This is a genomic window from Paenibacillus sp. FSL W8-0194, from assembly GCF_037969745.1.
GTDB lineage: Bacteria > Bacillota > Bacilli > Paenibacillales > Paenibacillaceae > Paenibacillus_AQ > Paenibacillus_AQ cookii.
Genome location: NZ_CP150205.1, coordinates 4,348,950 through 4,371,429, shown reverse-complemented (window position 1 = coordinate 4,371,429; position 22,480 = coordinate 4,348,950). Strand labels below are relative to the sequence as shown.

General features: G+C 49.8%; 14 protein-coding genes. 10 read left to right on the top strand and 4 right to left on the bottom strand.

The features are described 5' to 3' along the window. Window positions 1-16 precede the first annotated feature (16 nt). From MKY58_RS19870 to MKY58_RS19840, 7 genes are all read left to right on the top strand, one after another. A complete protein-coding gene (locus MKY58_RS19870) occupies window positions 17-1,387 on the top strand; it encodes a glycoside hydrolase family 32 protein (protein WP_339321767.1) in 1,371 nt (456 codons plus the stop codon). A gap of 1,460 nt (window positions 1,388-2,847) precedes the next feature. Beyond that, window positions 2,848-5,286 (top strand): helix-turn-helix domain-containing protein, encoded by a 2,439-nt coding sequence (locus MKY58_RS19865; protein WP_339321766.1) that lies wholly within the window; start codon window positions 2,848-2,850, stop codon window positions 5,284-5,286. A gap of 222 nt (window positions 5,287-5,508) precedes the next feature. Further along, window positions 5,509-6,753, top strand: coding sequence for a PTS transporter subunit EIIC (locus MKY58_RS19860; RefSeq protein WP_339321765.1), 1,245 nt, complete (start codon window positions 5,509-5,511; stop codon window positions 6,751-6,753). 14 nt (window positions 6,754-6,767) lie between these two features. Continuing rightward, window positions 6,768-9,053: a glycoside hydrolase family 3 C-terminal domain-containing protein gene (locus tag MKY58_RS19855; protein WP_339321764.1), complete on the top strand. Its 2,286-nt coding sequence runs from the start codon at window positions 6,768-6,770 to the stop codon at window positions 9,051-9,053. 450 nt (window positions 9,054-9,503) lie between these two features. Then, the gene (locus MKY58_RS19850) at window positions 9,504-9,896 is read left to right on the top strand and encodes a hypothetical protein (RefSeq protein WP_339321763.1); all 393 of its coding nucleotides are present in this window, start codon (window positions 9,504-9,506) and stop codon (window positions 9,894-9,896) included. A gap of 430 nt (window positions 9,897-10,326) precedes the next feature. Further along, on the top strand, window positions 10,327-10,860 hold the full coding sequence (locus MKY58_RS19845) for an RNA polymerase sigma factor (RefSeq protein ID WP_339321762.1): 534 nt from the start codon (window positions 10,327-10,329) through the stop codon (window positions 10,858-10,860). Continuing rightward, the gene (locus tag MKY58_RS19840; protein ID WP_339321761.1) at window positions 10,847-12,490 is read left to right on the top strand and encodes a DUF4179 domain-containing protein; all 1,644 of its coding nucleotides are present in this window, start codon (window positions 10,847-10,849) and stop codon (window positions 12,488-12,490) included. The genes MKY58_RS19845 and MKY58_RS19840 overlap by 14 nt, the downstream gene beginning before the upstream one ends. 748 nt (window positions 12,491-13,238) lie before the next feature. Here the strand turns inward: MKY58_RS19840 and MKY58_RS19835 are convergent. Beyond that, window positions 13,239-13,919: a transcriptional regulator gene (locus tag MKY58_RS19835; RefSeq protein ID WP_339321760.1), complete on the bottom strand. Its 681-nt coding sequence runs from the start codon at window positions 13,917-13,919 to the stop codon at window positions 13,239-13,241. Between the two features lie 1,132 nt (window positions 13,920-15,051). Beyond that, window positions 15,052-15,807, bottom strand: coding sequence for an alpha/beta hydrolase (locus MKY58_RS19830; protein ID WP_339321759.1), 756 nt, complete (start codon window positions 15,805-15,807; stop codon window positions 15,052-15,054). 500 nt (window positions 15,808-16,307) lie between these two features. Here MKY58_RS19830 and MKY58_RS19825 point away from each other — a divergent pair, with 500 nt between their 5' ends. The 3 genes from MKY58_RS19825 (at window position 16,308) to MKY58_RS19815 (ending at window position 20,303) form a co-directional block, all read left to right on the top strand. Next, the gene (locus MKY58_RS19825) at window positions 16,308-17,528 is read left to right on the top strand and encodes a hypothetical protein (protein ID WP_339321758.1); all 1,221 of its coding nucleotides are present in this window, start codon (window positions 16,308-16,310) and stop codon (window positions 17,526-17,528) included. A 562-nt stretch (window positions 17,529-18,090) separates the two neighbouring features. Beyond that, window positions 18,091-19,650: an FAD-dependent oxidoreductase gene (locus tag MKY58_RS19820; protein ID WP_339321757.1), complete on the top strand. Its 1,560-nt coding sequence runs from the start codon at window positions 18,091-18,093 to the stop codon at window positions 19,648-19,650. A 155-nt stretch (window positions 19,651-19,805) separates the two neighbouring features. Then, window positions 19,806-20,303, top strand: coding sequence for a DinB family protein (locus MKY58_RS19815; protein ID WP_339325210.1), 498 nt, complete (start codon window positions 19,806-19,808; stop codon window positions 20,301-20,303). Window positions 20,304-20,532: 229 nt separating this feature from the next. On the opposite strand, the gene MKY58_RS19810 is transcribed toward MKY58_RS19815, so the two are convergent. Together MKY58_RS19810 and MKY58_RS19805 are read right to left on the bottom strand one after the other, a co-directional pair. Further along, the gene (locus MKY58_RS19810; RefSeq protein WP_339321756.1) at window positions 20,533-21,123 is read right to left on the bottom strand and encodes a hypothetical protein; all 591 of its coding nucleotides are present in this window, start codon (window positions 21,121-21,123) and stop codon (window positions 20,533-20,535) included. 213 nt (window positions 21,124-21,336) lie between these two features. After that, on the bottom strand, window positions 21,337-22,359 hold the full coding sequence (locus tag MKY58_RS19805) for a hypothetical protein (RefSeq protein ID WP_339321755.1): 1,023 nt from the start codon (window positions 22,357-22,359) through the stop codon (window positions 21,337-21,339). Between the last annotated feature and the right edge of the window lie 121 nt (window positions 22,360-22,480).

The window sequence follows — 22,480 nt, the reverse complement described above, 5'->3', positions numbered from 1 at the left end:
AAGGGGGCGTTCATCTATGAAGCAGTATAGAGACCGACTGCATTTGAAAGCACCGGGAGCTTGGATTAACGATCCGAACGGTTTCATTTATTTTCGCGGTGAATACCATTTGTTTTATCAATTTTTCCCTTATGGGCTGGAATGGGGAACGATGCATTGGGGTCATGCCGTCAGCCGGGACCTGATCCATTGGGAGCATCAAAAAGTTGCGTTGTTTCCAACTAAATCATATGATCAAAACGGTTGTTTTTCTGGGAGTGCAATCGAAGAAAACGACAAGCTGTATCTCTTCTACACGGCTGTGAAATACGAGGCGTTCAACGAAGAGAACATACATGTCATCGTTAACGAACAATTTGAATCCAGTCAGGCTCTTCTGGTTACCGAGGACGGTTACCGTTTTGACAACTTTGGCGCCAAGCGGCAGATTATTCGACCCATCGCAGACCGAAAGCTTGGCGATCGGACACATACCCGTGACCCCAAGGTATGGAAACATCAGGACGACTTCTACATGGTGCTTGGCACAAAAACTGCCGAAAATGAGGGCAAGCTGCTTTTTTACCGCAGCGCTGACTTGGAGAATTGGGAGTTCGTAAACGCTTATATGAGACCCGGATTAGGCTACATGTGGGAATGCCCAGATTTATTTCCTGCCCCAGCGGACGATTGTCAGCAGGCTAATGTGCTGATCATGTCGCCCGAGGGCATTAAGGAAGGTATGCTTTATTCCAGCCATGCCATTTGCAGTCTGGTGTCCTTTGATCATAAAACTTGCGAACTGACCATGTCTGATTCATATCAAATGATCGATTACGGACTGGACCTCTACGCACCGCAAACTAATGTCGATGCGGAAGGCAGACGGGTCATGATCGCCTGGATGCGGATGCCGAAAGCGGTTCAGGAGGAGAACGGCCGGGAGCCATGGGTCGGCATGATGAGTATGCCAAGAGTTATTGAGGTGGAGGACGATCATATTTATTTCCGCGTACATCCTGAAGTGGAGCGCAGCTTCTCGCGGGAAATGAAGGCGATGGAATTGCTAGATTTCCGGGAGCCTTTTCGTATGAAAACGGAATTAAAATCCGGCGATGCTATAGACATCGGCGGTTATAAAATTTGGGTTGAAGGCGACCGGCTGCACACGGACCGCTCGGAGGTTTTCGCCGGGCTTGAAGGTTATGATCTGCAATTTCAAACACCGGAGCTAAAAGGTCGGTATCAGTTGGATATTTTTGTGGAGCCCAACTTGATTGAAATCTTTGTCAACAACGGACAATATGTGCTGAGTAACGTGGTATATGACCTAAAGCCGTATTTAAAGGGGGGGATAGAACTGAAAATTAAAACTATGGATTATAGCGGCACTGATTTTCAAAACTAAACTAGAATCGGTATTCTGGTAGCCGTTAAGGAAAGGGTTCTACTCGGCGAAAATTGTAAGTCATCCAGATACTTATTATCTTGTGGTTTGAGGGCAGTAACAGCAAACAAGGGTAGACGAAATGTATTCGTCTATCCTTTTTTGCTTTTATACAAGAGGCAGGAAGATGGAATGCGAAGGTGATACAAACGATGAATCTAGTAGTTGGGCTGGACATTACCAAAGGAGAAAGTCAGGGCCAAGCGTTCCTAGACAAAGGCCGGCCACACGGTTGCGTTCAATTGTCTTCGTTGATTTCCCTTCAGTTCCTCGTGTTCGATCGTCTTCGGGATTCCTTCGTCTCTGGCGTTCAATTGGTCTCTTTAACGGTTGTGACAGCGCCTATGTTGCTTAAAATGGTTCTATGTAAGTTCTAACGGTTACCAATGAGCTTATTTGGAAAATTACCGTATGAAACTCGGCTAAAATGCCCAAATAACGTCAACCAGAACCGTTAAAATTTTATAATCTCCATATTCCCGGCAATAACCGCTGTGACAACCGTTAGAAACTTACTTCCACACTTTACTTCCACACTTGACTTGTCTCCTCACCTTGACTGCATCTCCTCGCATGCAATTGTCTTCAGGATTCCCTATATCTCCTTGCGTTCAATTGTCTTCAGGATTCCCTATATCTCCTTGCGTTCAATTGTCTTCAGGATTCCCTACATCTTCTCCTGTCTCAATTGTCTCCATGGTTCCCTACATCTCCTCGCGTTCACGTACCTCCTTGCGTTCCATGGTCTTTTTACGTTCGCCCTATCCCTCACGTACACTCGATCTCCTCACGCTCACCTTATCCCCTTGATTCACGCCTCCCTCTATTATCTCTCTAGCGTCTCGTCATCTTCACTTGATCCTCGGGTAGCTGGCAACAACGCTATATTTGTTTTCCACCTAACCACCTCCAGCTTCGAAGGCCCGCCACATCAGCGCAGAGCCAGGGCGGCGCGCGGGAGGGATGGAGCCACGCCGCAGGCTTACAGGCCAACCGTCGTCGGCCGAAGCGATGCCGCAAGCAGGACGAGCGTTCCGGTGCGATCGACCGCCTGTTGGCCGCAGCTGCTTTTTCACCAAAAAGGGTGCGAAGGATTATTCGATTGCTCTCAAGGGGAAATACGCAAGCAAACTGAAACATCTTGCTTCTAGAAAATGAACGCAGTTCAACACAAGGAGCCAGGCTCCGTTCGGGAATCAATAACTGGGCTTCTTACACCTCATATATCCCGATTCTCAAAAGCGATTATTAAGGACTTTCCGCACGTTAGAAGGGGGCCTTTTCCTCAATTTGGGCGGCCTAAGAGCTTTGATAACCTTGCCAAAATGTGCATATAATAGGCTATATGAAGGGAGGAGCAGCGTATTCGCTACCTTTATGAATTTATAGAGCATCAGGATGATCTTCCGATCAAGCTTTTCGTGAACAGCGTGCGGCATATTCATTTTCACTGGCATAAAGAGGTGGAAATCGTTTATGTTCTCCAAGGCTCCGTCATCATGTACCTTGATCAGAAACAGTATACGCTCCATGAAGATGATGTCATTGTCGTGAACAGCATGTCGGTGCATCAGATCGAGCGGACAAGCCAAGACAACGTGCTTTTAACGCTGCAGTTCGGTCCCGAATGGTTGAATAATCAAGCGTTTATCTCGTGCAATTCTGCTGCTGATCTGGAGCAGAACCGGCAGCTGCAGAGTATCAAGCAAAATCTCGCCCAGATGGTCTGGGAGATCAACAAGAAGGCTCCGGGTTATCAAAGCTACACGATGGGAATTTTGCAGACGTTGTGCGGCTGCCTGCTGCGGTATTTTGCGGATGGAACGAATCCCGCAGCCGAAGAGGGCGGCAGAGAGTATGACTATAAGAGGCTGAACAGGGTCCTTACGTACGTAGACCAGCATTATAATGAAAAGATTACGCTGCAGACCATGGCAGAGCTGGAGCATTTGAGCCTCCATTATTTCTCTCACTTCTTTACGGATAAAATCGGCATCCCCTTCCAGAAGTATTTGACGCTGGTTCGTCTGGAGAAGGCGCAGGCCGAGCTTGCCGGAAGCGAGAAAAGCATCACGGAAATCGCTTTGGATTGCGGCTTTGCAAACGTGAAGCTGTTTAATAAATATTTCAAAGAAAAATACGGCTGCACCCCGAGCTCCTATCGTGACGCCTTGCTTGCCCAGGCAGCTGATCGGCCGGATCGCAAGCCGTTAACTTACGACGAGTCCTCAAGCGGCGATTATTATGAGATGGATACATGGAATGCCATGGGCACGTTATATCGGTATCTGGATGCTAGAGCAGACACGAAGCTCGAGGCGCTAAACCCATCACCCCCGCTTACGGCGGAGCGGAAGATGGTCGAGGTTCAAGCCGATGGGCCTTCGGCAAGGTATGAAAGGCACTGGAATGTCACGACAACCGCAGGCAGGGCAATCGAAGGATTAAGGGAAGACTGGCGCCGGCAGCTGCGTGAACTAAAAGGGCATATTCCGTTCCGGTATATCCGTTTCCACGGCATTTTTAACGATGAGATGATGGTGTACAGCGAGAAGGAAGACGGAACTCCTATATATAATTGGTCGTATGTCGACAAGCTGTATGATTTTCTCCTGGAGCAGGGAGTAAAGCCGTTTGTCGAACTCAGCTTCATGCCGAGCCAGCTCGCCCGTTCCAAGGAAACGATCTTCTGGTGGAGAGGAAATATTTCACCGCCCGCCGATCAAAACAAATGGGACGCGCTTGTGCGGGAGTTCGTGCGCCATTGCCTGAATCGATACGGGGCGAAGGAAGTGGAAAGCTGGTATTTCGAGGTATGGAATGAACCGGATTTGTCCGGGGTGTGCTGGGCCGGGAGCAAGGAAGAATACTTTGCTTTTTATGCATCGACGGTTCGCGCGATCAAATCGGTCTGGCCTCTGCTGAGGACAGGGGGACCCGCGATGGGCTATGGCTCGTTATGGAATGATCCTTGGGCGGATGACTTTATGGACTATTGCAGGGAACAAGAAGTGCCTCTCGACTTTTTTTCGTTCCATATTTATTCGGAATACCCTCGGCTTAAGGAAGAAAGGGAGCATCTGACCAAGATTATGCCTCCTTCATTTTATAGGGAAAGCATTGACCGTTTACGTGAGAAAATGAAAGCGGCTGCCTATGGCGACGTGGAGCTTCATATTACGGAATGGAACTTCTCCATGTACGACCGCAACTTGCTGCATGACACGATGTTTATGGCCCCTTTTGTCATTTATCATGCGATGAACACGCTGGGCGCGGTGAAAGCATTGGCCTTCTGGTCCTTTACCGACGTCTTCGAAGAAAGCACGGTGCCGACTTCACCGTTCTATGGAGGTTTTGGCTTGATCAACCGGGACGGGCTCAAAAAGCCGAGCTATTATGCCTTAGAACTGATGCAAAAGCTGGGCGACGAGCTTCTGGTGCAAGGGGATGGTTATGTGGGAACGCGAACCAAGGATGGCAGCATGCAGTTTCTGTTCTATCACTACGTGCACGTGGATCCCCTGTTTTCAAGCGGCGACTGGTCCGAACTATCCAGCACGAACCGTTACGATGTGTTTGAGGAAAAAGGAAACCGAAACTTCGAGCTATCGCTAAGCCGGCTTACCGGAACCTATAAATGTACCAGTTATCGGCTGGACCGGCAGCATGGGTCGGTGTTCGACGAATGGATTCGCATGGGGGCTCCCGAATTCCTTTCGGAGGAGGAGCTCGCCTATCTTCACAAGCGAAGCGGGCCGGTCATTCGGACAGAGCTTCTCCGGCAGGATAGCTGGCGCAAAGAAATTGATCTCCCGCCTCATGGCGTCATGCTGCTAACGTTAGACAGGCAGTATTAGCATGATCGAAATGAATCGAATCACAGATCAACAAGACATCCCTTTTTAATAAAAGGGGTGTTTTTTGCTGTTTATTTTCGAGCGTGATACACAAGCTAGAACGGAAGAAGCCAACTAGGCAAAAAATGCCCCTCTTCACGACAACTTAGAACAAGAAAGCGTTCCCACAGAACCCCTATACTTAAGGTACAGCCGCACGAGAATGACAGGAGGGAAAACAAGATGAAGCGTTTCATGAAATGGATGACGGAATCGTTTGCGCCTCGTTTGGAGGCGTTTACAAACAATGTTTGGGTTTCATCTATTCAAGACGCCATTATGGTCGCGATTCCGATGATATTTATCGGCTCGATAATTACGTTGATTTCGATTTTAAAGGATTTTTTACCGGGAATGCCGGATCTCTCGCCGATCACGACATTTAGCTTCGGTCTGCTAGGTTTATTCATTGCTTTCTTAACGCCTTATATGGTCATGGAAAAGAGGGAGCGCCACAAAATCAAGCTGCTGGCAGGGATGACCGGCTTGTCTTTATTCATCATGCTGCTTAACCCGACCATCAACGAGGATGGGACCGTCAAGTTTATTCTTGAACGCTTTGGCGCGACGGGCATGATTACGGCACTGCTTGTGGGCGTGTTCGTAGCGGTGATCATGAATGTCTGCGGCAAATTCTCTTTCTTTAAAACAGAAAGCTCGCTTCCTGAGTTCATTAAGGAATGGTTCGATTTTCTCATTCCGATCGCGATCATCTTAACTACAGGATGGGTCCTGGTATACCAGCTTCACTTTGATATTTTTGCACTCATCGTAAATGCGTTTGAACCTCTTAATGCTGTGGGGCAAAGTCTCATCGGGTTCGTATTGTTTAACTTTATCGGCGTTGTCCTGTATTCCTTCGGGGTCAGTCCGTGGGTATTGATGCCGATATGGTACACGATTTGGATTCCGGCCATTGAAGAAAATGCTTCTTTGGTGGCCAAGGGGCTGGACCCGGTCAATATCAATACTTTTGAAACCTTTTTCTCCGGATGGCTGGGCATCGGAGGTATGGGGGCTACTTTGCCGCTTGTCGTCTGGTTCCTGCTTGCCAGATCGAAAAAGCTCAAATCCGTCGGCAAAGCGACGATTATCCCCTCCCTGTTTAATATTAACGAGCCGGTCGTCTACGGCGCGGTGGCTTTTAATCCGCTGCTCATGGTACCGATGTGGATCAACGGTCTCATTACGCCGATCATTGTGTATTTGGCGCTCGATATGGGGCTGGTGAGAATTCCGAGCCAAATCTTTCAATTGTGGTATACCCCGATCGGGCTGTCTACCTACATGATGTCCGGGCTCGGCGGTCTTGTTCTTCTGGCCGTTGTCTTATTCATTGTGTTTGCGGTATGGTTTCCGTTCTTCAAGCTGTATGATGCGCAAGAACTGAAGAAAGAGCGGGAAGCAAGTTCAACAAGTCATGTGTAAAGGATGGAGACAAAATGAACCGAACAATTCATGAAATCATACAAGAAATGACGCTAACGGAAAAAGCATCCCTCTGTGCGGGATTGAATATGTGGATGACCAAAGGCATCGAGCGATTGAACATTCCAGCTGTGCATATGTACGACGGAACCAACGGGATCCGGAAAACGAACAGCGATGAAGAAATGGGCATCACGTCCGAGAACGTTCCGGCAACCTGCTATCCTACCGGTTCGGCCATCGGTTCCTCCTGGAACACCGAGCTGCTGCATGAAGTCGGGGTAGCGCTTGGACAGGAATCCAAGGAAATGGGCGTGGAGCTGCTGCTCGGCCCGGGCATTAACATGAAGCGGACGCCGCTTGGCGGCAGAAACTTCGAATACTACTCGGAGGACCCTTGCTTAACCGGCGAGCTTGGCGCAGCCTTCATCAACGGGCTCCAAAGCGAAGGCGTGGGCGCTTCCCTCAAGCACTTCGCTTGCAACAATCAGGAGAACGAAAAGATGGTGACGAGCTCGGAGGTCGACGAACGGACGCTGCGCGAAATTTATCTTAGCGCTTTCGAACGGATCATTAAGAAGTCCGATCCCTGGACCGTCATGTGCTCATATAATTTGCTCAACGGCAGTTATACAAGCGAAAACGAGCATTTGCTCCATGATATTTTGAGGGAAGAGTGGGGCTACGAAGGTGTCGTGCTGTCGGACTGGACCGCCGTCAATGACCGTATTCGCGGACTTAAGGCTGGTCTTGATCTTGAAATGCCGGGGCCGGCTCACTACAATACGAAGGCAATCGTGGAGGCTGTGGAGCGCGGAGAACTCTCCGAAGAGAAGCTTGATCAAAGCGTTGCCCGTATTCTAAAGCTTGTAGAGCGAGTGACAGCTCCAAAAGAAACGGTTTCGGGCGCTGTTCAAGACTATCACGCGCTTGCGAGAAAAGCAGCTGCCGAAAGCATCGTGCTGCTCAAGAACGAGAACGGCATTCTCCCTATTCAGCCTGAATCTACGCCATCGATTGCAATCATCGGCCGTTTTGCGAAGAAGCCAAGAATTCAAGGGGCCGGCAGCGCCGAAGTTACGCCAACGCGGGTCGATATTCCGTGGGACGAAATCAAGGAGCTGGCTGGAGAGTCGGTTACGCTAAGCTATGCTGAGGGATATCCCGCAGATGACTCGATTCGCGAGGAACTGATTAAGGAGAGCGTGTCGTTGGCGGCGACATCCGATCTTGCCGTATTGTTCGTCGGCCAGCCGGAATATGCGGAATCCGAGATGCATGACTTGAAGAGCATTAACCTCCCAGAGCATCAAGTGAAGTTGATCCAAGCCGTTGCAGCCGTTCAGCCCAACTGCGTGGTGGTAACAAGCAGCGGGAACGCGCTTGCGATGCATCCATGGGTGCAGCATGTGCCTGGGGTCATCCATTCTTGGCTGACGGGGCAGGGGATGGGCAGAGCCATTGCCGAAATCCTGTTCGGGCACACGAACCCTTCAGGCAAGCTGTCGGAGACCTTCCCGGTCAAGCTGTCGGATAACCCGTCGCATATGCGTATTCAGGGCGAAAACGGCAAGCTGTATTATCGTGAAGGACTGTTTATCGGCTATCGTTACTACGACCGTAAGGAAATGGCTCCGCAGTTTCCGTTCGGACATGGTTTGTCGTACACGACATTTAAGTACACGGATCTTCAAGCGGCACAGCATGAGAAGGGAGTTACCGTTTCCCTCCAAGTAGAAAATACCGGAAAGCGCACCGGAAAGGAAACCGTTCAATTGTATGTCCATGATGAGGAATGCAAATGGGTGCGTCCCGAGAAGGAGCTTAAAGCTTTTGCAAAAATCGAGCTCGCGCCGGGCGAGAAGCGAAAGATCGTTTTTGAGCTTGAAGAAAGAGATTTTGCCTATTACAACACGAAATACAATCGCTGGGTAGTCGAAAGCGGATATTTCCAACTCTGCGCAGGCAGCTCGTCCCGCGATATCCGAGTGACGAACCGGCTGTTCTGCGACTTCGGCAAGGAAGAAATCACGTTTCATAAATTCAGCTTGCTCAATGAATGGGTGAGCGACCCGATCGCAAAGGACGTATTGCAAGAGTGCATCGATGAAATGAACAAGCACGTGAAGGACAAAGTATCTCTCCAGGATGAGTTCTTGGGATTTTGGGAGGACTTCCCGGTCATTAAAATCTTCCAGATGTTCGGGCAAAACTGGATGATGGAGCGGTCTCCGGATGAGGTCGTCAGCGAGCTGATCGAACGTGTGAACGAGAAACGGCTCGAGGCGCAGCAAGTCTAAATCTATTTATCTTAATCATGTTGACAAACATTATATAGTTCCATTCGTTTAAGGAGGATGTCATTCCATGGCATCCTTCTCTTTTATTGGGGGAGTCGGGCGGGCTGCTGAGTGAGTTTAACCAAACATGGAAAGCAGAAAAAGGGGGGGACTGCAATGCGGACCGGGATTCAAGTACAGATTACAATAATCTTGGACCCGGAGCATGATAATGTCCAACGCTTGATATTTACCAATAAAATAGAGAAAATACAGGTATCATCCTTTTTTTCTTATTCCCTACATAAAGCAACTGTAATTACTGCGATTACTTCATTATTAATGGGAACGACAAGTGCTTTTGCTTCCCGCAATTATCCCCATGTGTATATTAATTAGACATTTATACGAGCGTAACGCATCAATAGTTTTGACAATCGAATGGTCTCGATGCCAAGGGGGAGTATATGAATGGAGATCGAATATGACCAGCTTTTGGCGAAGGTTCAAAATCCAGAACGGCGGCTCGTTAAATTTCGAGAATTTGGAATATCATGTTTTCTGATTTTTATTTTATGTGTTACTGGTTGTTCCCCAAAAGATGAACCTTTTAATCATTCAAGCTTAAATCAAGACTTTCCAGTCCCGAAAACAGCCGAACTTCAGGAGAAACAGGAATACTCGGAAGAGTACGCCTTCAAAGACGTTAAAGAAGAAAACGGACTGCCGGACTATTATCGCAAAGAAATAGAGAGACGAGGCTGGATAGAAGCAGATCGATTGGGCTCAAAATATACCTTTCAGAACGGGGACAAGAAAATCCATTTAATAGTATTAACGGAAAAAATAATAATCCAGCTCTAGAGCTATTTAAGCCCCTCTTTGGCGTCATTTCAATGAAATGGGGGACAAAAGGGTTTTTTGGAAAAAATGCCCAACTTTCATATGACGAACTGCGATGCACGCATCTAATCGGTTCCCCGATAGGTGCGTTTTTTATTGTTTGAAGCGGATTATAATGGGAAATGCCTTGTGAACACGCTACTGCCCGGCATCCGTAATCCGGAAAGGGAAATGGTGTTCCTTGTGCTGCGGCTCCCTTTAGTAAGTTACTCGAAACACTTGATCGTAAAAATCTACTGCTCTTGATATGAGCCTTATGACTTGGATATGCCGTCAGTTGAAGTCGAATCCGCCGCTCCACAGCCTCTGTTGCCGGACTCCGAAAAAAAAGTGAGCCGGATTCCACGCTGACTTGTCTATAATATATCCCAACAAGAAAGGAGAGCCGGGCGTGACCGAGCATGAACTGTTTCATACGTACAATAAAGACGTCTACCGTACATGTCTGTATATGCTCAAAAACAGCCAGGATGCCGAGGATGTATGCCACGACGTATTCGTTACGGTGTTCCGCCAGGACTGGAGCAGCGTGACGAATTTGAAGGCCTGGATTATGCGTATTACGATGAACCATTGCCTCAACGTGATCCGCAAAAACAAAACGAAGCACGAGAAGCAAGGACAACTGCAATGGCTTCATGATCAAGCAAGCCGGGCCGTAAGTCCGGTTGACAGCATCGTTGTAAACAAGCTTTCTTACGATGAACTGGAGCGACAACTGCTTCAGCTGCCGGAGAAACTGCTTAGCGTCGTTACGCTGCGATATATCGGCGATCTGTCCATTAAAGAAATTGCAGAGACGCTCCGCATTCCCCAGAATACCGTCCGGTCCAGGTTGTACAAAGCGCTCAAGCTGATCCGCAAAAAACTGGAGCGCCAGGAACAATATATCATGAGGGGAGAGAATCGTTTTGGAATCTATTGAGCTCAACGTTAGAAATCACATGAAGCGCACGGAAACGGTGCAGTATCCCGACTTTGATCAAATGCTGAGCAGCATTGAAAAAAATGAACTGAGGATCGTAGACGAAACATATCACAGACCGCAGCGGCGCAAAACGAGTGTGGCGATCATTGCGGGTGTGTCTGTGGCCGTTCTCGCAACGCCTGTTTATGCAGCCGTTCAATACGATTGGAGCAGTATTTTGTCCAAGAAACCAGGCATTGAAGCAGCCCTTAAGGCCGGTTATGGTCAGCAGGTGGAGCAGAGTGCAACGGATCATGGCGTCACTTTAACGGTGCATACCGCTTTTACCGATGAGAACCGGACGTTCCTCCTGTACACGTTAAAACCGGAAGAAGCCACCCGAGGACAAGAGATCCGATACGACCGGATCGTCCTCAAGGACAGCAGCGGCGCGCCTATTGAAGGGCATTATGTTCAGAAGTGGAACGCGGAGCAGGGCGTGTATCAGGGATATTTTGAGACGAATTGGGTGATGAAAGAGGACCTGTCCAAGCTGCAATTTTCCGTAACGAATGTCCGGTATCTCGAGGATCTGGAGCAGGAGATCCATTGGAATCCAAACGATCCGGGCACTCAGCAATTCACCATTCAAAAGGACGGCATCCAAACGGTGAAAATACAGGCCTTGGCATCCTCTCCGGGCCAAATCCTGCTTAACTCCTTCGTAACCTTTACAGACGCTGCGGTTCAGGAGCAGACTTGGGCCAGAATCGCCGCGTACGACAGCCTCGGTAACAAAATCCGGGAGACGGAATCCCCCGCTTATGGTACAAGCGGTGCGACCGGGGAGTATACAAGCCAACAGAAGTTTAGCGAGCAGCTGTTGAAGAAAAAAGGGAACCGTTTCGCTTTGGTATATACCCATGAGAAGGGGCGCACGGACGGCTCGTGGAACGTGAATCTCTCTTTGTCCCGGAAGCAGATGGAGAGCGGTTCGTTCAGAAAAAGTATGGATATTCCGCTGCATACCTTGTCCGAAGAGGCGAGCATCCGTGAACTGGTTGTCACACCGACCCAAATTAGGCTCGTTCTGAATCATCAGGACCGCCGATTCCGAATGCCGTACCAAACCTTGCAATTGGATGTTGGCGGCCGGGTATTTGAAGGGGAAGTGGGACTGGAGGAGGGCGATTCCCATGCCGGTAAGACCGTTCTCCGATTCGAGCCTACGGACTCCATTACCGTGGATATCGCTGCTCTAGAAAACACACCAATCACGCTGATCGGCAAGGAACGGGTGGATGTTCATAAGGGCAGCGATGTTCCCGTCCGTCTGACCGATATTTCCTCACAGCCGCAGACGATACGGACGAGCTACGAAGGATATCCGGTCCATTGGACCTATTATATCAAGGACAATAACCTGTACGTCGAATCCGAAAGTCCGGATGCAAGCTTTGGCGGCATCAATCAAACCTATTTCGTTGAGGGGAAAGAATCGATGTACCTGATTCCGCAGTTTTATTTTGGTTCGGGCAACAAGCATACCGATATGTACAAAAACTTCAACGGTACCGATCTGGACCTGTACGTATGGAACTACACCACCAAAAATCCGGATGACGAGCTTCGAGTAAAACTAAACTAAAGAACGCCCAGCTTTATCAAAACTTGCGAAGCAGCTGCCTGCCGGGCGGCTGTCTTTTTCATTATGCGCAGAGATTTGCGCCAAACTGCTCCGAGTTTGCTGCGTTTTATTTATAACTATAAAAAGGGAATATGATTTCAACATTCGCTTTGGCGAAATTCAACGTCCTCTGACTGTCTGCGGAGGCAATCAAGGTACAAGTTCGCTACTAGCGCTTAAGCTGGTTCTCAAATTCTAACGGTTGTGACATCGCTTATGTAGCTTAAAATGGTTCTCTGTATGTTCTAACGGTTACCAATGAGCTAATTTGCAAGATTACCGTAAGAAGTTCCGTCATAAAGCCCAAATAACGTCAACTAGAACCGTTAAAACTTCAAAACCTCCATTTTTTCGGGATTAACCGCTGTGGCAACCGTTAGAAATTTATTTCCCACTTCGACTCGTCCGCTCACCTTGACTACATCTTCTCGTGCTCCATTGTTTCCTCAACCTTTCCCTTCATCTCCCAAGCGCTTATTTGTCTCATCGATCGCTTCACTTCATCCCCTTGCGTTCAATTTTCTTCTTACGTTCACTTACGCCTTCCCCGTTCATTTATATCCTTGCTTCATTTATCTCCTTGCGTTCAATTTTCTTCTTCCGTTGACTTCATTTGCTCATTGGTTTAACGAGCGTGCTGCTTCCCTATGAACAAAGAGCGTTAACAACGTCTTCATCGCGGGATTTCCCTTGCCGGCATGTCCTTGAACTAGCGGTGCGGATCAAACGGACTTTCGACATGATCCCCGGGTAGCCGGTAAGTACGATATCGTTGTTTTCCGCTAGCCACCTCCAGCAGTTTTTTCTCCAAAAGGGCGCGAAGGATAACTCGTGTGCGATGTTCAGAAAGCTGCAAATGGCTTGACAGCTCCATCGGCGTAAAGGGCCGCAGCAGTCGGTGAGCATACCTCAGGGTTTCGGCTTCTGCCCAATGGAGTCCGGAAGGTACGGCGCTGCCTAGAAACTTTCCAACGAAGGACAGGACGAGCTGCTTGCATACCCCGAGATCATCCCGGATGGATAAGTAGGCAATCGTAAGGATTAGCCAGTCATCCAAAACCAGCAGGGACTGCTTCATGCATAAATCTTTGAATCGGCTGACTTCAATATCCCTGGCATGGCTTCGGTAATCCTGAATTTCGATACATCCTTTGACGTTCCCGGGCATGTACGCAAGGTCCAGATAGCGATACCCGTTATTAAAATCCCTAACCTCGTATTCGGGGTATAAGTGATCCAGATTGCCTATGGCCGGAAACCAGACCAAGCGCAAAAAATCAAGCGATCCGCGGCTTAATCCTTTCCGGAGTATCTCTCGTCTTCTTGGGCTTTTCTCTTCGGCAATCTGTTGCTCCATCCAACTTTGATAGATTTCATCAAACCTGCTCATTTCATTTCACATCCGATCCGAAAAATAAATAAACCGCCCCGATACATCCATGCTCGCATGAACATGACGTAACAAAGCGGTATGTGCTTCACACCTTATAATTGCATACAATGTACCACTAAAAGGGAAAATATTCAAGCTTAACTGCTCCATTGGAGCATTGAAACCGACCCAATCTTGGGCAAAAGAAGTCAGGTTAAGCCATAGTCTTCATAAAACTTGTTCGCGCCTGGTCGGGCATGTTTTGTTCTCACAGGGATCGTGCCGCTGCATTGAAATGGCAGAATGCCGCGATTCATTCATGAACGTACTCTTTAGAATCCATAACACCAAAAAGACATCCATTGGGAATTCATTGGGGTGTCCTTTTTTAGGGGAAGAGCACTTGCTCCAGGGGAGGAATCCCGCACTGATGGCCGATTTCAAATTCTAACGGTTGTGACAGCGTCTATGTAGCTCAAAATAGCTATCTGCAAATTCTAACGGTTACCAGCGAGCTTATTTACGAGATTATCCCCTAATGTTCCTCCATAATACCTAAATAACGTCAACCAGAACCGTTAAAATTCCAAAAGCAACAATTTCTTGGCATTAAGCGCAGTGGCAACCGTTAGAACCGTGTTATCTCTGCGTTCATCAACAGTTCTCCACCATCAGCATGTGCCTTGCGAGCGCCTAACACTTCACCTTGAGCATAACTCCTCGCGTCGTCCTAACACTTTACCTTGAGCATGACACCCCGCGTCGTCCTAACACTTTACCTTGAGCATGACACCCCGCGTCGTCCTAACACTTCACCTTGAGCATGACACCCCGCGAGCGCCTAACACTTCACCATCAGCATTACTCCTCGCGTCCGCCTTACTCTCCACGATCACCGTTGTCTTCTCACGATCGCAAACTCCCCGCGCAACCCGCCACTTTCAAAGTAGCTTCATTCCCGCAAGGGCGGTTACACCGCCAACGCCGAAATCGGAGCCAGCCGCAACCATTGCTTTCCTTTTCGCTAGCGGACATCAGCCATTTTCCCCAACGCAACTGCCAACACAACAGGGCGCGACGAACAATTCGGGTCCGATGCAGCAATTTATCGCCAATCCATTTACGGCAACCGTTCAAATACGGAAACCGTTCAAATATTCGCCTTCACAAATTCATACGTCATTTCGGCTACGCGCCGATTTCCCGCCTCCGTAAAACCATGGCCCTCGCCTGGAAATATCTCGATCCTCCCACGAGGATATAATTGTGAAGCTTTTTTGCCATACTCAAGCGCCACGATCGCATCTTGATCGCCATGAAATACCAGAACATTTTTGTTATATCTGCCTACATGTTCGAATACGTCGTACCCGTGAATCGTCTCGAAAAACGCCCGGCCGAGCGTCATTCCCCACAGCTCTTGCGTGTCCGGAATGCTTTCAAGCGTAGGAAATCTTTCGTTCCATTGGTCCGGGATGCAGAATGCCGGATATAATAACAGAACGCCTTTCACGTCATCCATACGCTCCTCGGCGGTCAACGCCGTGACCAACCCCCCTTGGCTGCCTCCAAACAGAAAAATATGGTCCGCATCGATGTTTTCCCATGTTTTCACATGATCCAGTACGGCGCATAAATCTTCTTTCTCCGTAAACAAGGTCATTTCCGTCGTCTTAAGATCGCTTTTTGAATTCACGGAACCGCCGCAGAAATCAAAACAATACGCCCCCACGCCACGGGACGCCATATATTCGGCATGCATCGTAAAATCGGCATTTGTTCCGTTGTAGCCATGACTGAAAATAACGACGGGACACTTTTTTTCATGCTTTGGCATATAGGAAATGCCGAAAATGTCCCTGCCGCGATGTGCGATTTTTACTGCGTTTGTTATGTAATCGTTCATGCTGGAACCCCCGTTCTTTGAATTTTGCTTACATAGGGATACCCGTGGTTGCTTCTCCAAGCAATACATTGCCGCATTCCAAACAACCAGAGCTTACCTACCAAATTATACTGTATTTGAGCATCTTAGGAATGACTTGTGGTATTTTTTTGGCTTCCGGAGCGGAAAGTTCATTTTGCAGAAAATGGACCGGCCGGGCGGATCTTCCTGCGATGGGGAAACATCGGCATAATCGGAAAACAGAGTGCAGACGTCGAAACTTGCGCAAAAAGTATTGATACTACGAACGGGTTGCCTGTAAAATAGGAAAATATGACCAGTATGGAGGTATAGGTAAAATGGACGAGCTGACGGTCGCCCCCCCTAAAAAACGCAAGTTATGGATATGGATCCCGATATCCGCTCTTTGCATATGCGTGCTGGGCGCAATAGGCCTATTTAGCTATGAGAAATATGAAAGTTATAGCGCAGCACGAGATTACGAGAAACAATTTTCCGCATTGCAGCAAAAGGCAAAGACGTTTGCCGACAAAATCAACTCGACGCCGGATGAATCCTTGAGTTTCCCGGAGCTGGTGGATTACTACCAGAAACTGAAGAAGGAAAACACGTTCGAAGACCAGCTTAAAGATTTAAACAACAATCCCAAATACGCAAGCGTCAAAAACAAAATGTCGGCCGATGCCTTAATGATGACAAAAGCTTCGAATGAGCTGAATCAAATTTTGGGCGACATCGACAATATCCAAGTCTTATTGCAGAAAAATGCCGTCCTGGACGACGACATCCTAGTGCTGGAGACCTCCACGACCACGACCATCGGCGACTACGATTCCAAAGTATCCGACTTGATCGGTCAAAACAACCAAATCCGCGACGAGCTGGCGGGAACGCTGGTCCACAATTATTTGAAGCATGCGCATAATCGGTTTCTGGAGGCCATTACATACCGTGGAAAATATTTGACGGAGAGCAGGGCGGCCAACGATGCTTATGTGGCGGCGATCGAAGCCGGGGAAGAATCCGAGAGGCAAAGCCGATTGGCTCAACAATACATCAAGGAGGGCAACAACAGCTTTTATTTTAGCAGCGCATACTATAATTTATCCGACGAGGCCTATCAAAACGCATCCGACAATAACGAGATCGTCAAAGAAAAGCTTCAGCAGCAGGAAAGCCATCGGCGGGAAGCGGCTCGCATGCTCGAAAAGTACCAGCAACTGATCAATCTGACGGGCAATCCGCAAAGCGAAGTGCTGGTAAACGGAGCAACCAACCCGAATCAACCTAATTCCGCCGTATCCGCTGCCAAGAAAGACGTTCAGGTTAGCGGAGAACACCCTGCGGAACACATTCCGGACATTACCATCAAAGCGGCCATGGTCGGTTATTTGAACAGCGCGGTTCGGGCGACCTCCAACTATGATTTCAGCGTCATGGAGCCGTATCTGAATCCGTCGGGCAAGGCATACAAGGAGGCCAAGGACTATTTGGGTTACTTGCAGAAAAAAGGCATCTATGAGGAGCTTATTTCTTCCGAGGTGACTTCGATTCAGCGGTTGTCCGAGGAGCGGTTTAAAGCGTATACCCGGGAAACGTACAACATTTATTACAACGACGGATCCATGAAAACCAAATCGTTCAAATCCCAATTTATTTTGGTCCGTACGGATCAAGGGGTTCAAGTCGATGAATTGTTGCGTACCGATCAAATCAAATAAAGCGGCGCACAAACTTTAAAAATAGGAAAGGGGAGCAGCTGCATTGGCCGATGCTGGATGTTTTGAAGGCTCATGAGCTTTTGGCCAGGGACATTATTGACGGCACTTTTGCGTCGCCCGATTTTCATGATGCGGTTCAACTGCATAAGCTGCTGGAGTCCGTCCGAACCGCTGCCGCTACCGGCTGCAAAATAGCGCCTTGTTCAATAAGGTGAATCGTTGCTTTCCGATCAACACCCGGCTATCGATGCGATGGTCGGGTGTTTTTTAGCTTAAGAAAGTCACAAACCATTGTACCGTTTTTTCCATCGGAATCTGCTGGCGAAAATCATTCAACAGGTCATGCTATTCGTGGATGAGCATATGGATGAAAATATGACCCGAGAAGATGCTGAAAATGGAGCGGGCCATCCGTCGGCTGCAAGTCGAGCGGGTAATGGTCCATGAGGTGGCGGATCTGGATTAGCAATATGGATCCTTAGTTTTTTGCGAGGGTGTTCAAGAAGCACGCGGGCAAAAGCCCGCCGGACTTCCAATAAAGCAGGAAAAAGGAGGCGGCAACATGAAGGAACAAACAGCGGATATCGTGATCATCGGCGGCAGCGTTGGCGGCGTGGCCGCGGCGCTGGCGGCTTGCAGGCTTGGGAAAAAGGTGATTCTGACCGAGGAATGCGCCTGGATCGGCGGACAGCTGACGAATCAGGCGGTACCGCCGGATGAGCATCAATGGATCGAGCAGTTCGGGGCGACGCGCAGCTATCGCGATTACCGGGAGCAGGTTCGCCGGTATTACCGGACGTTTTTTCCGCTGACCGCGGACGCTGCTGTCCAGCCGCTGCTCAATCCGGGCAATGCCCTGGTCAGCCGAATCAGCCACGACCCGAGGGTTGCCCATGCCGTGCTGCAGGCAATGCTTGCCCCGTACGAACATAGCGGCCGATTGCGTATTTTTACCGGTTGGAAGGCTACCGGCTGCGAAGCGGACAACGGTCAGGTCAGAGCGGTCACGGTTACGCAGCTGGGCAGCGGCGACGAAATGGCCTTGTCCGGCCGTTTCGTGCTGGACGCGACGGAATGCGGCGACTTGCTCCCGCTTGCCGGCATCGACTACGTCACGGGGGCCGAATCCCGGCTTGAAACCGGGGAACCGCATGCCTTGGAGGGAGCCGCCGACCCGATGGACATGCAGGCGGTGACGCACTGCTTTGCGGTGGACTACCTGGAAGGCGAAGACCATACGATCAATAAACCGAAAGATTACGAGTTTTGGCGGCAATATCAGGCGGATTTTTGGCCGGAACGCCAGCTGAGCTGGTTTTCGCCGCAGCCGCGGACGCTGAAAAAGGTCGAATACGCGCTGTTTCCGCGGGACGGACTTTTTTCGTTGTGGAATTACCGGAGGATCATCGACAAGAAGCTTTTCCGCGAAGGCGCTTTTGCCAGCGACATCACGATCGTGAACTGGCCGCAAAACGACTATTGGCTGGGCCCGGTCATTGACGTGCCGGAGGAGGAGCGGCTCCGCCATTTGGAGGGCGCCCGCCAGCTCAGCCTTTCGCTGCTGTATTGGATGCAGACCGAAGCGCCAAGGCCGGACGGCAAGCAGGGATACCCGGGACTTCGGCTGCGAGCGGACGTGTGCGGGACGGACGACGGGCTGGCCCAACAGGTCTATATTCGGGAATCGCGGCGAATCCGCGCGCGGTTTACAGTCAAGGAGCAGCACGTCAATCCGGACTGTACGGGCACGAAGCTGGCCGCGCCGTTTCGCGACTCCGTCGGCATCGGCTTCTATCACATCGACCTGCATCCGAGCACGGCGGGACGAAATTACATCGACGTGGAAAGCGTTCCGTTCCAGATTCCTTTGGGAAGCCTGATTCCGGAGCACGGCGGCAATCTTCTGCCGGCCTGCAAAAATATCGGGACGACCCACATTACGAACGGCTGCTACCGCCTGCACCCGGTGGAATGGAATATCGGCGAGGCGGCGGGTTTGCTGGCTGCATTTTGCCTGAATCGCGGGTCAATGCCCTCGGATGTTCATGAGCAAGGCTCCCTGCTGGAGGATTTTCAGCGCTTGCTTCAGGACCAGGGCATTGAACTGTCTTGGCCGCTTTAGCGGGAAACTTTGGCCACAAGGGGATCATTCCGAATCGCTAATAAAAATGATGATTATGACAGACCCTGTCACTATTAGCGGTTATGATGAAAATGTACCGACCGATGCTGATCAGGCGGCGGCGGCAAGCTCATTCAAGAAAGGATGAATCCATGATGTATGTGACGGTTTCGGATTTGATCAAGGAATGGAACAAGGAAGCTGCATTAACCCAAAACATTTTGAACGCCTTGACCGATGAATCATTAAAGCAGCAGGTGTATCCCGGAGGGCGTACGCTGGGAAGGATTGCGTGGCATTTCGTCTCGAACATCCCGGATTACTTGACCGAATTCGGGGTTGCGACCGAGCGGGTGCCCAATCCGGATGATGTGCCTTCCGCCCAAGAAATCGCCGAGACTTTTAAAAAGATAAGCGAGCGTGCAGCCCAAGCGGTTGAAAAACAATGGACGGACGACGATTTGAAGCAGGTGCAGAACGCTTTTGGCAGACAGGAAACGAATGCGTCCATCTTTATGGGATTGATCAAACATATCGTCCATCACCGGGGACAGGTTACCGTGCTTATGCGTCAGGCGGGATTAAATATCCCTGCGGTGTATGGGCCCTCCAAGGAAGGTTGGATACAAATGGGGGTTACGCCGCCGGTTTAAAAGAGCTGAAGGCAAAAAGCAATGTTGGGGTTAAGAGCTAATATCATGCAAGGAAGAGGCTATCCCGCGGACGCGAAGTCCGAGGGGTAGCTTTTTTATGCTTTTTCCACCCTTTCCACAGCAAAAAGCAGCCCTTCCGGGCCGCTCCTCAGGCGCGCATGGCCGGTTTTAGCGTCCGCCGCTTTGGTTTTTCCGGTCCTGCGGCTGCTCCCTTTTGAATCACGGGTTGTTACGAACGGGGTTTGCTTTTCAGCCATTCCTCGAACTGATGCAGCGTCCTGACGTGATCGTCCAGCACGGCGGTATAAATGTCGAAGCTTTTCACTTCTTTTCCGTATTCGGGGCGCGATGCCCATGCCTGTTTGATCGTCAGGATGGATTCGCGCAGCTCGGGGGTGAGCCGCTTGGGCAACGTTTCGATATGCTTCAGGTCCGGCTGCTTGTCCGGCTCGTCCACGAACCATATATCCAGTTTCCAATCCATGCCGCTTTGAGCCCGGTATTTTAATCCGATGTAAAACCCGTCGGGGTAGTTGATATCTGTATTCCAGATCCCCGTATCGTTCAGGAAGCGAAGCTCCCTGATGCCCTGCTTGACCATCAGCATCGTGGCGATTTCCGCCACTTGATCCATGTCGAGTTTGGGGCAGACCACGGTTATGTCCAGATCCCTCCATGCCATTAATCCGAGAGCTGCGCTGCCGACCCGTACCGGATTGCCGGCTAATGACAGCAGGTCGTCCATGTCCAGCTCTTCCGCTACCCTGCTTGCTTCGGCCTGCAGCTGATCCTGGCGCCTCAATAATTCATTTTCGCACATGTTGATTCACGCTCCATTCCATAGAAAACGATTTGAACCTTGCAATGCCTGCCTCTTTTTAAGGGCCTAACGCTGCAAAAGCGTCGCAGCCCCTGCAAACTTTCGGCAAGGGCATGCGACGCGCAAAGTCCAAGACACCCGGGCCGCTGCATCTCTTCTTGGCCCGGGTGTCTTTCACCGCAAAGAACTTTGTTTTTATTTCCTCCGGCGGGATCAGTTGCGAACGCCGTTCGCCGGCGTTACCTTAAGGGCGTAGAACGCTCCTTTTTTGTTGATTTTTCCGCTGATGGTCGGAGCGCCTTTTTTGGTGAAGGTGTATTCGTTTTTCTTGATCTGTACCGAATAACCGTTCATTTGAAGTCCGAAGATGGATTTGACTTTCGGTTTGGCCGCGGCAAGGGCCTGGTTTTTGCTGAGCACGGGTTTGGCGAACGATTTGGCGAAATCCTGGTCGTTAGCCCAATCCTGGCCATGCAGATTTTCCACTTCCCACACTTTGCCGGTTTTGACGCCGATCGCTACATGGTTGACATTTTCGTTGTCCTGGAAGTTCCAGACGAATTCCTTGTCCCCCTTTTTCTCGCGCGAAGCAAATTGGAGAGGCTTGATCACGTGGCTGCCGAGCGATTTAAGGGAACGGTTCGCCTTGTTGACCAGGGCAGCCTGCATGTTCTTCAAAGGATACGTGATGCTGGCCGTGATCTGGTTGCCTTGATCCAAATCGATGTACAGGCTCTGGCTGTTCCCCCAGAGAACCCAGTAGTTCCGCGGAACGTTATCCTGATAAGGGGAGTACACCCGCCAGATGGCTTCCGTTTTGAATTTGCGGTCGGTATCGAAGGTTTTCAGGAACGAGGCCGTTTTGTTGGCGAGCGTCGCCCCCAGCACAGCGTTCGTATTGGAAGTTTTGTAAATGATGCTGGTCGACTCGACCCGTTTTTTGGCCGGATTGTACAGCTGCTCGAATTCCGCCTTCACGGCCCCGTTGACGTAGCCGCTGATGATCCAGGTGGCTCCGGCGGTATCCGCTTGCGTGAAATCGATCTTGCCTTTTCCGGCGAGCTTATTCAAAACTTTCGTCAATTCGTTCAGCGTTGCCTGATCCAGCCCGGCAGGGGCGGATTGAGCGATTTGCACATCGGCCTGGCTTGTCTGAGGCGCAGCATAGATGGGAGCGGCCGACAACAGCAGCGACAGGGCCGCGGCGGATAAAGTGATGGATTTGAATTTTTTCATTTTGTTTCCCTCCTGTGTCTTGATCCACAGATGTGTTCGTGGTTTACAGATATTAGACGAAGGAAATCAGGGATATGTTTCATTTTTAGGCAAGCTTATCCTGAACGTGCTCGATTTTGTC